We start from the raw sequence: 15,483 nt of genomic DNA, 5'->3' as shown, positions 1-15,483 counted from the left end.
GTCAGCGGGCCTCGGCTTCGGGCCGAAACACGGTCACGGGCGGCTCATCGGGCTGCGGATTCCATTCGCCGACCGCCCGCATCAGCAGCGCGACGGGCGACGCCCGCGCGACCTCGACCTCCACCGACAGGGTCATGCCGTGGCGAAGCTGGATGCGGGGGTCCTCCGGCGGCGCGAACTTGAGCTCGACGCGCACCGTGCCCGGGATGGCCTCGGGCGTGGCGGTCTGGCCGGGCTCGGTCCCGACGGCCGTCACCCTGGCGGGGACCGTCCCGTAGATGGTCATCGGGTAGCCGTCGAGCTTGAGGCGCGCGGTCTGACCGGGTTCGATCAACCCGACGACCTCCTTCGGGAAGCGGGCGCGCACGCGCACCTCGGCGTCGCTCGCGACGATGGTGCCGACCCGCTGCCCGTCGGCGATGAATGCTCCCGAGCCGAGCTCCGCCACGTCGACCAGGTGGCCCGTGGCCGGCGCCCGGTACAGCTTCCGGTCAATCTGGTACTCGAGGCGGTCGATGGCGCCCTGAAGCTCCCGGATGCGCCCCTCGGCGCCCAGCGCCTCCCGCTCGAGCTCCAGCAGCTGCGCGGCGAGGGCTTGACGGCGCACGTTCTGCTCGCGTCGCAGTCGGGTGAGCGCCAGGCTCTGCGCCGCCTTCGCGGAGCGGAGCGCGTCGACATCGGTCGTGCGCTCGAGCTTCTCCATCTCGGAGACCGCGCCCGTCGGGCTCTTGAGGGCCAGCTCCGCGCGCTCCACCGCGAGCCGGTGCCTGGGCGCGAGCTCCTGCTCCCGCTCCAGCGCCTCCTTGATGGCCACCTCGTCCACCGCCGCCGTCAGGGCCGCCTCGTCGCGCTTGTTGGTGATCTGCTGGCGGATGATGGCGAGTTCCTTCTCGGTCGCGGCGAGCGTCGCCTGGCTCCGCTCGAGTTCGAGGCGTTCGGCCCGTGCGTCGAACTCGATGAGCAGGTCGCCTTCCTTGACCGTCTGGTCGAGCTTGAGCAACGAGCGCACGACCCTGCCCGCACTGGGCGGCTCGATGCGATGGACGGCGTTATGGGGCTCGATCCGCGCCTGTGAGCTGGCCTTGACGAGCGGGACCTTGGCGAACAACGACCAGGCGACGAGCCCGCCAGCACACAAGACCATCAGAGCGACGAACACGAGGCGCGTGTCCGACTCGTAGTTCAGGGAACGAAGGGTCCGCTCGAAGGGATATGCCATGGTCCGTGAACGAAAGTCGCCTTAATGGTCGCACCGTGTCAACACCTCGGCCGCTGCTGAATGATGCACTCTCCCTCTGACTCAATACAGGCACCTCGATGCGACACGGACGCTCGTTCACATCGCCGCAATGCGTCGCACATTGATCGCTTGTTCGATTTGACATCCAGACTCGATTACACTTAGCGTTCGTCTTGAAAGGAGGCACACATGAAGATCAAGATCCACGTCCGCGGCGGCCCCAAGGCTCGCTAAGTAGTGAGTTGTCTTGACGCCGGATGTCTCGGCGGGTCGTACCTCATTTCAAGATCGTCCGAGAGGAGTTGATGGGGATTATTCCATCAGCTCCTCTTTTTTATTTCTGGCGACGTCTTCAAGTCGGGCGCCACCTCAATCCCAACCTTGCAAGTCGGACAGGCTCCCCGCCATGTATCTCTGCTTCACCGTGTGTCGCACCAGCATTGATGAGCAAATCGGCCTGATTGAGCTGGTTTCGCGCCCAGTTCTGGCGTGTGAAGGCGGGCGCGGGTGCAGAGGCCTACCCGAGAAGTACGGCCAACCCTCTCAAGCAATGCTGCGGGGCGTTCTCGGGGCACCTTGACGCCCTCGTGGAACTTCTTCGCCGTCACCGGATCCACGCGGCCGTCGGAGCCGTCGCCGCGAGCCTGGAGTCGCAGGGTCGCGCCAAGGGCCCGCGCATCCACGGACGGGTCTTGGACCGGGCCCGACGTATCGGCCTCACGTCCTCCTGGAGCCCAGCGGTCCTGACCTGCTGCCCGGAGCGCGGGAGGCCCCTCCGCCATGAGTCCGGTCCCCCAGTCCGCCCAGGGCTGTCCCTTCCGAGCCGCCCTGCGTCGAAGTCCTTGCGACGGCGTCCCTGTCCCGCTATACGGGCGTCACTTTGTGTCCAGGTAGCTCACTTGGTTAGAGCGGCGGTCTCATAATCCCGGCCCTGCCCCTCACCATCTGAACCCTTGGCCGTAACCCCCTATTCTTACTGACCACAGGCCGTCGCTGGCGTTCGCACGTCACCGGCCCGGTCCGTACAAAATCCGTACAGATCTGTTCAGGTGTCGGGGGCCGATCCTATCGTGGGCGTCGGCAGCCATGGACATCACCTTCCACTTCCCGCCCGATTTGATGGGCCTCCTCGTCGAGGCCATCCCCGCCCTCTGCAAATCCAAGAGGGACGTCCTGCTCTTCTTCCAGGGGGCGGGGGTAGGAGCGCAGGTCACAGGTGACCTCGCCCAGAAGCTCGCGACGTCCAAGGACGAGGTCAGGAAGCACGACATGGTCCGGACCGTGCTCGCCCGGCTCAACGCGCGAGGAGAGTCCACCCTGCGAGAGCGGCGGGAGGTGCTCCGGCGCGTGATTGAGTTCGAGGACTTCTCCGTCTGCTGGGAGAACGACCGGAACAAGGCCAAGGCGCTGGTCGCGGACATCCGGCGGCTGGTGAACGTGAAGGACACCTTCACCCGCATCCAGCAGGAGCAGGACGCGCTACGCAAGAAGCAGCACTCCGACAAGTACGAGCAGGAAGCCAATCTCAAGCGCCAGCGCGAGCAGGAACTGGAGGAGATAAAGAGCGCTCTCTTCTCCCTCTTCAGCATGGCCGACCCCTGGGCGCGCGGTACGGCGCTGGAGGGCGTGCTCAACCGCCTCTTCAAGGCGCACGGCATCCTCGTGCGCGAGGCGTTCAGGATCCGGGGCGAGAAGGGCCAGGGAATCATCGAGCAGATCGACGGCGTGGTGGAACTCGACGGTGAGGTCTACCTCGTGGAGGCGAAGTGGTGGGACCAGCGGGTCGGCCCGGGAGATGTGGCCCAGCACCTCGTCCGCGTCTTCACCCGCGGGCAATCCCGCGGCATTTACATCGCCCACCCGGGCTACACCCCTGCGGCGCTCGCTTCCTGCAAGGAGTCGCTCCAACAAGCAGTCTTCGTACTTTGCGAGCTGGAAGAGTTCGTCCAGCTCTTGGACGCTAAGAAGGATCTTAAGGAATTCCTGAAGACCAAAGTCCGAGCTGCCATCGTGGACAAGGTGCCCCTGCTCCGCCCGCTGACCCAGGGAATCTGAACCGCTTCTTCAAAGTCCGCGAAGGTAGTTCTCTGGGAGGGTCATCCGGCCTCCCCCTGAGCACGGCTTTTCCGCGCCGCCGGAGGGGCACATGCTGACGGACCGTGCACAGAGGCGCGCAAGAGGGTACAACCGGCGGATTGTGTAGGCCGGGGGACCCTTACCCATGAGCACCAACGAAGCCCTCCACGCCTTCTTTGCTGTGGACTTAGTGCGTGAACGGTACGCCGCACTGAAGCGGCTCGCTGCTGAGCGCGCAGTTTCGGCTGCGTTGCGTGATAGTCGGATTGACCAAGTATTGGAGGCGTTGACAAAGGCGGCGAGCGTTGGAGCCGATGAGGAGCGCCTCCTTGCAATCTCGACGTTGATGCGGCTGCACGCGCAGGTGCGTTCGGCGCGGGACCAGGCACGCTTTGCTGGGCACCTCACCAAGGCAGTTGCGGAGCCGCTACCCCGCATCAACGTCCTCACCGACCCCGATGACCGGATGTACGTCGTCCGTGCGATGGAGTTCGCACATGGAGACTGGGTCACCGGATTCCTCGCGGAGTTCATTATCGAGGAAGAGGCTGCGGAGACGGCACGTGCGGAGGCCGTGCGAGTCTTGGTCAAAGCGCTGCCCTCAGTGGATCCCCTCCTCCAATCGCTCGCCGGGCACCTTGAAGTATGGAAGCCCGAAACGCAAAACCCCATAGAGAGCTTGACGCGGCGGGTGATACGGATCCTCCAAGCGCTGGAGGACCACCTAGCGGGTGGAACCGAAGCGACCTGGGAGGCTAGCCGTGCCCTGGCGAGGATGGTGCGACCTCGCTCGAAAACATCCCCGAACGAGGTTGAGCGCGAGGTTATTGAGCAGGTCGCGGCCCGAACCCTTCGCCTTACGCACACGCTCGTGCGTATCCGATTCTCGCTTGCAGCCGACGATCGAACGTACGAGCCGGTCGTCCATGTACGGGAGTGGTTCCAGCCGCACCAATGGGTACGATTCCTCGAACAATGCGCAGATGCTCGCCCCGTCGTACGCGACCTCCGCGAGGCAATTCTGCTGCTGGCTCGCCAGGGGCGGACGGACCAACAGCTCCTGAAACGCTTGGAACTCGTGTCGGGCCCAGGGGCTGCGGCGCAGCGGATGCTGGCACAGCTCGCAGGGGAGCCTGGGGTCCCGCCCGAAGTGCAGGCGTGGCTGACCGGGACCGCGCCGATGCACTCTCCCCGAGGTGAGGGGTCAGCGCTACTGACGGCAGACCGAGAGGCGAGCGAGAACTTGACCCTAGCGGAGCTGCTACGACTGTGTGCGCAGGTCTCTTCCGCGACGACCCATGTTGAGCGGTCGGTTCTCCCGGAGCTTGAGATCTTAGCCCCCGATGCTGCGCCGCCGATCCGTTCCCTATCAGCTCGGGCTGCTGATCTCTCCGGGACGGTGCTGTCCTTTGCCGGCCAACGGAGGCTGAAACTGCGAGGGCACCCAGGAGAGGTCGTCGAGTTCTCTCCGGTCGAGCATGAGATGGTGGGTCGGCCAGTACCTGGGGTGCGTTGGGTCCGCTTGGTTCAGCCTGCGGTCGAGCAGCGCCTTGAGGGAGGGGCAACGCGCTTGGTGCTCCGGGCGTTAGTTGAGCCGTCTGGCGAACCTCGGTAATAATCGAGGTTCGCCAAGACTTCGGAGGGGGAATGGACGGCATTACCGCCAAGACGTTGCTGGAGAGTCTGCTCGGGCGCATCGAGCGTGACCCATCTACGAAGCGCTACCGGCTACAAGGAGCGCTTTCGGATCTGGAGTATGCGGCGCTTGAGTACGCGCTGGCCCGGTTAGACAAGCCCAGAGCGATTGACGATGCCACTCAGCCAGCAATGGGGCCATCCATCGCCACTTCCGAGGCGCTGGACAGCCAGCCTCGCTCTTCCATCTCTGCCGCATCGACTGGCGCGATTGGCAACCAACAGCAGCCGATTCCTACGCGAAGCAAAGCCGCAGTTGCTCCGCCCCCCAAACTCATCATTGATGCGCAGAGGAGCAAGGTCGAGGACGCTGAGATCACGCTCTGCCTCGACTTTGGCACGGCGAAGTCGAAGGCCTTCGCGACTCGGCGAGAGACGAACGGCTTCCAGCTCATTGAACTGGGACTTGGCCAGCAGGCCGGTGAAGTGCTGCCCTACCCACTTACGTCCGCAGTATGGGTCGATGAATCAGGGCTTCTCTTCGTGGGGCACGCCGCGCTCGAACGAAGCTTTGCCCAACACGATACAGAGCGGAAACGCCTCGATAGTCTCAAGCAACAACTTAGCCAGGGCAGCGAGCACCGTCTCACTACGAGGTTGAAGGAGGGGACCGAGAACCCAACCTCAATCCCCCTTACCTACGGCGATGCGCTTACGTTCTACCTCGCGTACCTTACTGACATGGCGGAGGCCGAGCTTGTCCGGCAGGGGCACTCCCGCTACGTGCGGCGCCGCTTCGCACTACCGTGTTGGGACACGGATCAGTCTCGCGTCATGGAGCCGTTGTTACGGGAGTACCTTGCGCGAGCACAAATGGTAGCTGACACATTCCGCGGCCGGTGGAACGAAGGGCTTCGAGCTGAGCACGTCCGCGCGGTAATGGACCAAGTGGTGGAAGCACGTACCGCTTGGCCGATGGAGCTAATCGGCGAGTCGGTTCTTGAGCCAATTGCCGCAGGGAACAGCCGGCTCCAGACCGACGAACCTACCCGCCAACTAGTCCTCGTCATCGACATTGGCGCAGGCACCACGGACTTCGGTCTCTTCATTGTCGTAGAAAACCCAGACCAAGAACTCTTCCGCATTACGCCTATTGAGGGCACGACGCTCGGCGTCCGCCAAGCAGGCGACACCGTCGACCAAATCCTCCGAACGACTATCATCAAGCAGGCGGAGGTTGATGCAAACGACCCTTCATTCGGTTTGATCAACTCACAACTACAACTGCGCATTCGCGAGTATAAAGAGCGGCTCTTCCAGGAAGGGGCGCTTACTTTCCGCCTTAGCGATGATCGCACCGGAATTGTGAGGCTTGACAGCTTCCTTCAGAACCCGGCGCTCGGAGCCTTTCGAGAGAAGCTCGAAGCCAAGTGCCGCGAGGTCCTTGATGCAGCTGGGAAGGACAAGACCGGATTCTACGATGCGGAACTGCGGGTTGTTCTGACCGGGGGAGGCTCTGCGCTCCCGATGTTAGAAACATTGGCGAAAGGATCCTCCGAGCACTTCGGTAAGACGCTCCGAAGGCGTATGGCGCCGCCTATCCCGGATTTCCTACAGAATCACCCGATCGCCGGGGCCTATGCGCAACTAGCCGTCGCGCTGGGAGGCGCTCTACCCGATCTTCCAGACACCCGCCAACCTGTGACGACAATCAAGGGGAGCGCTGTCAGGACAGTCAAAATGCCTCGCCGATGGGTTTAGCCCACTTCAGGTGATCCGGAAGGCCATGGTCAGAGGTAAGGCGGATGACCTCTCCACGGAGCTGTCACAGTCATATATCAAGGCCACAGAGGGGCTCCTGAATCCGCAGCCGCTGTCGGACGAACAGTGTTCATGTCCAAGGGTTTAGGATAGCCCCATGGCTTGCCTTGTCGCGGTGATTACCCTCGGGTTGCTCGTCACCGGCTTCTTCAACCCACTACCGCCTTTGCGCATTGCGCTGCTGACGCTCTTCTGATTCTACGGTGGGTTTGGATTGGTTCTCGAAGCCATCCAATGTGGGCGACAGAAGGTGTTGGGAGAGGTTCTTTAGCTTCCTGTTGAGCGCCGCCTTGTCGATGTCCAGTTGCCTAACGTGCTGGGCTACGGGGGCCGGGACGGAGCAGCGCTGTGCCTTTGCTGCAACGTTTCAGAAAGAGTTCTTTCCCGAGACCTCCCCGCACGATGCGCTCGCTTTTGTGCCCGGCTGGGTTTCCGTGGGCTCCATTCAACAGACTCTTAGGATCGAACTGTGTGACGGGAAGAAGGAGATGGGCATGATGCACTTGGATCTGCACCAGTTGATGCAAAACTTGTCTGCCAGACGACTCGTCTTTCACTCTGAAGCGGATTTCCAGCACGAGCTGGCTTGGCAAATCCGGATGCAGCATGCGTGCTCCGGTCGATTCCGATCACCGATTTCAAAATCAATCATTCACCGATTCCGAAGGGGTCGCTCATCTGGGCGGAAAGTGAAGCCTGCGGGCTCGGTCCCCGTAAGTCCACTCCGCGCTTGGTGGGAGCGGCCTTCCGGGGACCTCGGCGGGGCAAGGGAATGTGCGGGCCGAGAAGTAATGGAGGGTTATCGGGCTGGTCCGGAATGGGTGATCGATTCGGCTGGAACACGCATGCAGCATCAAGACCTAAAAATCCGGCTGGAATATCCGGCCTTCGGGATTGGCAGACAGAATGATGCCCTTGACATTTGGGTAGAAGACGCCTCGGGTTCCGTCAGTGCCATTGAGGTGAAGTACATTACGCACGACCTGGCTGCCTTAAGAAATGGCGAATCCTTTCGCCTAGTTGACCAAGCAGCCACCTCGCAAAAGCGATTTGACTACCTGAAAGATATTAATCGCATCGAGTCGCTGCTGACAGGGAACCCACCGCTGGTTGGATACGCTCTGTTTCTGACGAACAACCCCGGGTACTGGAACAGCAATGCTCGGTCCGCCAAGGGGGATGCATTTCCGCATACCTTTAGAGAGGGAGAAACCCTCTCCGGACTGCTTGCCTGGAAGCCTAATACCAAGAAAAACACCTTGGGGAATCGCGCAGAGTCTGTGACGCTGACTGGACGGTATACGATGAACTGGAGGCCGTACAGTACCGTACAAGGTACAGGATATGGGGAGTTCCGTTACGTACTGGTTGCGGTCCAGAGCTCTCATTGAGAGCCTGCTCGATCCATTTCAACAGACGCTGCGGTACCGTTCTAAACGATGGCACGCGACGATTCCGAGTCGTGGGGGCAGGCCAACACAGGCAAGGTGAACATGAGAGCAAAAATTAAGCAGACCGGCCCTGATTCCGCCACTATCGAACCAATCACCCTGCGACCAGGCAAAACAACCCGCTTGGTCTTTAAGTCGCAACTCGTCAACAACAAGCAGGACGAGAAGAAACCAGTCAGGGGTGAGCTTGTATGGCAAAAACGCAAGCCATCCGAACAAACTGAGGAATGGGTCGATGAAACCCAGGTGAAGCTGACCTCCATGACGGCAGGCTCTGGCATTAAGCTGGAGTTAAGCACCGACGAAATTTACCAACTCACTCATGTCGTGAGAGGCCTGTACGGTGTTTATTGGCGAAACGGAAAACGGCTTCCGAGCACAGGGGATGAATTTGAGCTTTCCGACTACGTTCAAGCCGCGAAGGTCCTAGATACCTTAGATGCCACCGCAAGAGTCATTGAGACAATGAACCCCGAAGGACTTGTGTCACTGTTTAAATGGATCGCCGGCCACGACAACGCGATGAAGGTTGTTGAGGCACTGCCGAAGCTTGCTCCAGCAGACTTGGCTGGGCTCAATGCTCTAGCCGGGCTTGGCATGTTGAAGCAGGCACTCTCTATCTGGAACACAAATAGGAGCAACGCTGACGAGAACTTCTGGCAGTCCACCCTCACGCAATATTCGTTCGTCTTCTCGCAGGTGTTCTCCATGCCAGTCGTGATTTTCGGCACAAAGACCTATGTCGGCGGCAAGAGTTTAGAGGACACTGGAGGAAAGCAGCCAGACTTTCTCCTGCAAAGCGAACTTACCAGTCACGTGATGGTAGTCGAAATCAAGACACCCGAGACACCTTTGCTGAGCAAGTCACCCTACCGGCCACCCGATGTCTTTGCCGTTAGCAGAGACGTATGCGGTGCTGTTGGTCAAATCGGGCGGTACAAAGATACGTTCCTTGAGAACTATGCCCAACTGCATTTGAAGTCGAAGGAGAGGTTCCTCTTGGCAGATCCAAAGTGCCTCGTCGTTGTCGGCAACACAGAGCAACTTGAAACTGCCGACATGAAAGACTCCTTTGAATACTTTCGACGCGGGCAGCGAGGCACAGAAATCATCACCTTCGACGAACTATTCAAAAAAATTGAAACTCTCATCCGCCTCTTGGAAAGCGGCGCGGTGTAGGAGTCAAGCGGCGTGGAGTTGGATCGTCGAATCCGTTGTCAGTTTTCATCCACCACCATCGCCCCACCCTCGAGCCCTAAACAACAGTGCAATGCGGTCGTGAGAAAGGCTTCTACGCACTGCGCCTCCGAGCAGCGTAGACGAACTACTCGGCGAGGCTCATCGGGAAGCGTTGGCGGTTCCAGAACCGCCTCGCCCTCTTGTCAGCCTCTTTCGGCCATGCGGCCTCAGAAGTCATCCAACAATCTGAAGCTCATCATGTGTGCAATTCGTCGAGGGCCCCTACAGACAGTAACGTTTTACCCCACCGTCTCCAGGTACTCGGCAACAACCCGCACTTCATCCTTCTCCGGCTCAACGATGATAGGCTTCAGCGCCTTATTGTCGGGCCGCAAGGTGACCTCCAGTATTTTTCCATCATCGCCAACCTTCGTTACCTTCCACCGCTTGAGCGTGTAGGCCCCGGTCTCTGGGTCTGCCTTGGAGGAGAGCCGGACCACAACGCGGCGACCGTCAAGTGCGGTTTCCGAAGGCTCATTGCCTACTGGGAATGCGCGGAAGAGCCCCCACGCACCATCCGGGATGCTGGGCTCCATTGAGCGACCACTCACTTGGGCCACGAACATGTCGGAGTCGAGCGGGCGGCGGGCGACACGTGCCCAGCCGACAGCGTCAGGCGCCACTTCGCTACCCCAGTTTCCAGCTTGCACTGCGAGGTCGTAGACGGGGAGCGCTACCTGGAATTGCTCGTCCGTAGACACAGAGGGAACAACGAGGACACCGCCAGCCGGAGCGCCTGGGCCGGGGATGAGGTCCAAATCCTCGTGGTGGCGGAGCAGATCCTCCATGGTCTGCACCGACTGGTTCTGCCACCAAGTGATGTCCTTGCGCCCGAGTGCATCGTTCTCCACCAACATGATGAAGTGCCAGGGCTCCACGTCGTGCTCGGTGAGGATCTCGCACCAGCGACGCCCACGCTTCGCCTTCTCTTTGTCCTTATCGTCGAGGCGGCCCTTCACCTCGATGATGAAGTTGTGTAAGACCTCACCCCACTTCGCCCTCACTACGAAGTCGGGGAAGTAGCGGGCGGTGTGCCCCTGCCAATCGTAGGGGATGGAGTAGCCCACACCATGACGATGGTTGTAGACCCAGCCGACAACATCCCGTGCCGCCTCCAGGAGGATTGCCACCCGCAACTCATCCGGATTGGCGGTGGCCGCGAGCTGGAAGGGCGACTTGCTGAGATTCTCCAGGAGGTGCTGCTTGACCGCCTGATAGCTGCCAATTTGCGAGGCATGACGGACCGAGAGATCGGCCGTTTCCGCCCGATTCGACGCCTGGATGGCATCATGGAGCGGGCTGAGCAACGCCTTCTTCACTCCGTCCACTACGTTGCCCCGAGCAAGGTTGCCTACGGCGATGGCGCCGTGCCCGCCGGAGATGACCTCGTCGAATCGAACCGGGAGTCCGGCTGGAATAGCGAAGGTCTTCCGCTCCAAGAACTCCCGCACTACGTCCTTGACGGCGTTCTTGTGTTGGAAGCCTACGCGCAACTCACGCAGGAGAGGGATGGAGTAGGCCAATTCGACGATGTGGTCGAAGTCACGGTACGAGGGCTCAGCGGAGAGGGTGAATCGCTGCCCCTCTTCCTCGACATGCTCAAGAGCCTTCTTGAGCCAGGTCTGGATGATGGTGCTGTCGATCTCCTCCTCCCACGGAAGTCGAGGCGCGAGGGCTGGGAGCCGATTGACGTCCAAGTCTTGGCGCCACTCCCGCGCCCCATGACGCATCCCATCCAGCCGCACCAACCGGACGTCGGCTGCCTCGCGCTTCTCATCCTCGGGATACGGCGTTACCGCAACGTACTCGGGCCGGTGATCGATCTCCTCGCTCTTCTTCTGCTCGATGAGGTCCTTGATCTGGTCGAGGATGGCTGCGAACGAAGGGTGCTCGATGACAAACAACTCCTCGTTCGTCATAGACGCCGAGCCATCGTCCTCAATGACCGGCGGATGCATCTTCCGCAGGCCGCGCCCCAGCGTTTGCTCTGTGAGCGTGCGTGAATCACAGGGGCGGAGCGGGACGATCACCTTCACGTTCCGGACGTCCCACCCCTCCTTCAGCATCATCACGCTGACCACGACATTGTATGGATTCGGCACCATCACCGGCCGCCCGTCCGCGTCGCGCTGCTCCGGATCGGCAATCTCGTCACGGTCGATGGCGTTCACCGCCGCCCGGATCTTCTCCCACTCCGCCTCATTCGACTCTTCCTTCTGTCCGATGTGAATTTGCACCACGGTGGAGCGCTTGCCCCCATGCCCATCTTTCTCAACAAAGAGTGTCTCGCCGCCCTTTGGCTCCAAGTACCCTTTCACCAACTTGCCAGAGAGGTCCTCTCGCGACGCCTCCCCGTAGGTCAGATAGTTGGCGACCTCCTGCGCCTCGCCCTTATCGTTGCAGAGGATGAAGAGAATGGGCTTGCGGCCGTCGCCCTCTTCCCGAAGCTGATCGCTCACCTTCTTCCACCGCTCGATACCGGTAACGAGAAGATTGCGATATCGCTCCCAGGCATTGGGACCCGCTCGAACGAGCTGCTCCACCGTCCCGGTACGTCCGCTGCGGACCTCAACCCGCTCCAGAATCGGCTTCTTCACGATGCCATCCCGGATGGCTTCGGCAAGGTCGTAGGTCACAACGGTATGGCGGAACAGCTCTGTGAGCTTGAATTGCGCGACTGCTGCTCCCCCCTTGGCCTTCTTTGTCTTCGTGGTGGTTCCGGTTTCCTGAAAGAGCGTCGCAGAAAGGTCCACCTGGAGTCCGACGCGGCCAGGCACACTCTCGTGTCCATTGAGCTTGCGGATGGACCTGATCCAGGCCATCGCCGCTGCGGCCTCCTCGCTGGTGGCAGCTTTCTGGCGGGCCTTTTCCTCGAAGGCTGCGTGGCCGGGCTCGTCCCAGACGTGATGGGCCTCATCATTCAAGACCAGGATGCCGCGAGAACGAACGAACCGCTCGATGAGCGGTGACTTCACCGCTTCCAGCTTCTCGGGGTCCGGCTCGTCGAAGAGAAGCTGAATTTGACGGTTGGAAACAGACTCAAGATGTCTCTCGCCATCATCCCGGCTTCGGAGGAGCTGGTGGTAGTTCGTGATAACCAGCGCGCCTTCCTCTGGATCAAGGTGGCGTGGGCAGGTGTCAGGGTCGTAGACTTTGAGGTCCCAGAGCCGCTCGAATTCTGGTGGAATGACCGGGTCGGACCAAAAGACCGAAACTCCATGGTCGGGCGGTGCGAAGTCTTGAAGCAGTCGATCCTTTACGAAAAGACCAGGTGCGATGAGGATGGCGTGGCGCCCGAGACCAAGCGGGGACTCCGGCTCGCAGACGGCATTGAGGTAGGCCCAGGCGATGATGAGACTCATCATCTTGGTCTTCCCTGAGCCCGTGGCAAGCTGACCGCCAAGCTTGGCCCATGGATCACGCTGCTCGCCCATCGGTTCCACGCCTGAGAAGCGATAAAGCTCCTCGGTTCGGCGAACGCCGATAACCTCGTGCAGGTAGATGAAGGTCTCAACCAGGCGGCGCTGGTGCGGCCAGTACTTGAAGGCGCGGGTATGAGGTTCCACGCCGATGATGTGCGGCTCTCGCCGGAACCAGTGCTGAAGCAGCGCCATGGTGGTATCGCTCACCTGTCGCTCGCCGTCAGCTACCGGGACGTACTGCGGTGCCTCTTCAGGATAAGCGGCATCGGCTCGGCCAAGGGAAAATCCACGCCAAGCATCCACTCGTTTCCGGAGCTTCTCTACGATTTGCTCTTGGAGAATCACCGCTTCACCTCCACGTCCACGGTGGCGATACCATCATTGCCGAAGACGTCGGTGACTCGGGCCGCAATGCGATAATGGCCTGCCTGCGGGTAGCTGAACTTCGCAGCGAACACTAGCTCACCATCACCGTTCCCATCGCGGTTTCGGAAACTCTGCCATTCGGTGATGAAGATGGGCTTGCCATCTTCGCCAACTTGGCGCCCGTAGTTCCAATCGATGGACCAGAAATCCACGAAGGCACGCCAGCTCGTCGCCTTCTTGAGCCAAGCGTTCAACTCCTGTTCCCTTTTCTCCCAGCGGTCAATCTCTCCTTGCGCCTTCTTCTTCGCGGCCGGTGTCATCTTGTCGGTAATGGGCTTGAGAAGCGGGCGCTGGCTAGCGATAAAGGACTCGATGTCAACCTCGCACCGCTTAAGACGCAATTCTACGTTCCTTCCAGCGGCGTGCTCTTCCAGCACGATGGAAAGAGGTGCGTAAAAGGCCGGGATGGCAGTCGACTCCACCACGATGTTAGGGTTTACTCGTTGGAGATCGAGGCGCCGTTTCACCTCGTCGATAGCGTTGGCGGGAATGACACGGATACTGATAACCACACCCGTCTTCTTCTTGATCTCGTCCTTGTCACTGGCAGACAGGGTGTCGAAGTCTGCGGAGAGCACGGTCACTGCCTTGGTGCTTGTGCGCTGAGCTTCGCGAGCTATGGACCAAACCTGGGCAGACGATACAGGGCCATCTAGCGGGCCAACATGAACCCAGGTGTTTCCCTTGCGACCGTGAAGCAGAGGAGAGTGGTCCACAGGCTCCCCACCAAAGACCTTGATCATCTCGTCACGGTAGGCGCTTCGGTGTTGCTGGAACCCCTGCCACTCTGCGGCCCTTTGGTAGACGCCCATGTTCTCGACGGTGAAAGGGCGAACCGTATAGGGGCCAGGGCTTCTCTGCGGCTTGCTCTTACGCTCGATGTTCTTGCAGGTTTTACACTCGACGTAATCGTAGCTCGGCTTCTCCGGCGAGCGGGGCTGGCCTTGAAGTTGGATGAGGCGTTTCCTGGCGAGATGAATGGCGTACTTGCCATTATCGATACCGATCCAGCGCCGCCCAAGCCGCTCGGCAGCCTCAGCGGTAGTGCCGCTGCCCATGAAGCAATCAAGGATAAGCCCCCCGGGGGGGCAAGATGCCGTAATGATGCGCTCAATCAAACCAACGGGCTTCTGCGTCGGGTAGCCAAGGCGCTCTCGTGCCTGGGAGTTGACCGGCGGGATGTCCGACCAGACAGATGACAGAGGCATACCCTCGTCATCGAGGAACCGTTTGAACTGGAGGCGCTTCCCGCGTCCGGTCGGCCGCACAATCAAACCGGCATCGTCCATCTCCTTCATCTTTTCGAGGTCGAAGCGCCAGCCGTTCTCGGGAGCAGGGAATCCGTCGTACTCGTACATCATGTTCGGCCGAGGATTCGGACTTGTCAGATTGTCGAGGCGGTATCGCTTCCCGCTCTTCGAGTCGATATTGTTGTATTTGCTCCGCACGTAGTCAGCGTCGAGCGGCGCGTACACCGGGTTCCAGTATGCACCGCCGGACTGCGAGTATCCGAGGATTACATCGTGAATGTGGTTGAAGCCTTGCGCGTCAGACCTAGCAGAGGTTCTCTTCCAAATAACCTCATGCAGCATGTTCTCGTAACCGAAGATCTCGTCCATCAGGACCTTGACGTAGTGTACGGCGTGCCAGTCTAGGTGGACGTAGATACTCCCCGTTGGTGCGAGTAACTGCTTCAAAAGAGCGAGGCGGGCCCGCAGCATCGACAAGAAGCTGTCCAGACCCTGCCTCCAAGTATCCTTGTAGGCGAGGATCTCGACGAGTGAAGGCTCCTTCTTCGCCTGCACGCCTTCCTCGTCGTCCAGCTCAATATCGATGCTGTTATCGGCGCGGAAGTCGTTGTTCACCATGAAGGGGGGATCGATGTAGACGAGATCGATCTTGCCCCGATACCGATAGTCGCGGGTCTTCGGGTCGCGCTCGTCAAGGAGAGTCTGGAGGGCGACGAAGTTGTCGTTGGTCCAGATGAGGCGGTTCTCCGGCTTCACCACCTCATCGCGGCCAGAAGCGCGGGCGGCGAGTTCCAGTTCGCCCTTGCGTTCAAGGGCGCGACCTGGCCGGACGATCTCCACCACCTGCGTCGGCACAGATGCCGCCAGTTCCTTTCGCTCCATGCCTTGCCAAGCGAGACGTGGCTTGCGGGGCTCAACTTCGA

Annotated in this window: 8 protein-coding genes; 5 read left to right on the top strand and 3 right to left on the bottom strand. The window is 60.5% G+C overall.

Annotation, left to right across the window (positions count from 1 at the left end):
- Position 1: 1 nt before the first annotated feature.
- Positions 2-1,219, bottom strand: a complete 1,218-nt coding sequence (locus VZQ01_RS36510) for an HlyD family secretion protein (protein WP_274622675.1) — start codon at positions 1,217-1,219, stop codon at positions 2-4.
- 1,107 nt (positions 1,220-2,326) lie between these two features.
- On the opposite strand from VZQ01_RS36510, the gene VZQ01_RS36505 reads away from it, so the two are divergent.
- The 5 genes from VZQ01_RS36505 (at position 2,327) to VZQ01_RS36485 (ending at position 9,402) form a co-directional block, all read left to right on the top strand.
- Positions 2,327-3,295: a restriction endonuclease gene (locus tag VZQ01_RS36505; RefSeq protein ID WP_426745962.1), complete on the top strand. Its 969-nt coding sequence runs from the start codon at positions 2,327-2,329 to the stop codon at positions 3,293-3,295.
- Positions 3,296-3,461: 166 nt separating this feature from the next.
- The gene (locus tag VZQ01_RS36500; protein ID WP_426745961.1) at positions 3,462-4,931 is read left to right on the top strand and encodes a hypothetical protein; all 1,470 of its coding nucleotides are present in this window, start codon (positions 3,462-3,464) and stop codon (positions 4,929-4,931) included.
- Positions 4,932-4,963: 32 nt separating this feature from the next.
- The gene (locus VZQ01_RS36495) at positions 4,964-6,712 is read left to right on the top strand and encodes a hypothetical protein (RefSeq protein ID WP_426745960.1); all 1,749 of its coding nucleotides are present in this window, start codon (positions 4,964-4,966) and stop codon (positions 6,710-6,712) included.
- Between the two features lie 905 nt (positions 6,713-7,617).
- Complete coding sequence (locus tag VZQ01_RS36490; protein ID WP_426745959.1) at positions 7,618-8,163, top strand: hypothetical protein; 546 nt, start codon at positions 7,618-7,620, stop codon at positions 8,161-8,163.
- 48 nt (positions 8,164-8,211) lie between these two features.
- Positions 8,212-9,402 (top strand): Shedu immune nuclease family protein, encoded by a 1,191-nt coding sequence (locus VZQ01_RS36485; RefSeq protein WP_426745958.1) that lies wholly within the window; start codon positions 8,212-8,214, stop codon positions 9,400-9,402.
- A 299-nt stretch (positions 9,403-9,701) separates the two neighbouring features.
- Here VZQ01_RS36485 and VZQ01_RS36480 read toward each other — a convergent pair whose 3' ends face one another.
- Both VZQ01_RS36480 and VZQ01_RS36475 read right to left on the bottom strand, forming a co-directional pair.
- Positions 9,702-13,229: a S24 family peptidase gene (locus VZQ01_RS36480; protein ID WP_426745957.1), complete on the bottom strand. Its 3,528-nt coding sequence runs from the start codon at positions 13,227-13,229 to the stop codon at positions 9,702-9,704.
- Positions 13,226-15,442, bottom strand: coding sequence for a site-specific DNA-methyltransferase (locus VZQ01_RS36475; RefSeq protein ID WP_426745956.1), 2,217 nt, complete (start codon positions 15,440-15,442; stop codon positions 13,226-13,228). Before VZQ01_RS36475 ends, VZQ01_RS36480 begins: the two co-directional genes overlap by 4 nt.
- Positions 15,443-15,483 lie beyond the last annotated feature (41 nt).

It is taken from the genome of Myxococcus faecalis, assembly GCF_050039385.1.
GTDB lineage: Bacteria > Myxococcota > Myxococcia > Myxococcales > Myxococcaceae > Myxococcus > Myxococcus fulvus.
This window is presented reverse-complemented; position numbering and strand designations above follow the sequence as displayed.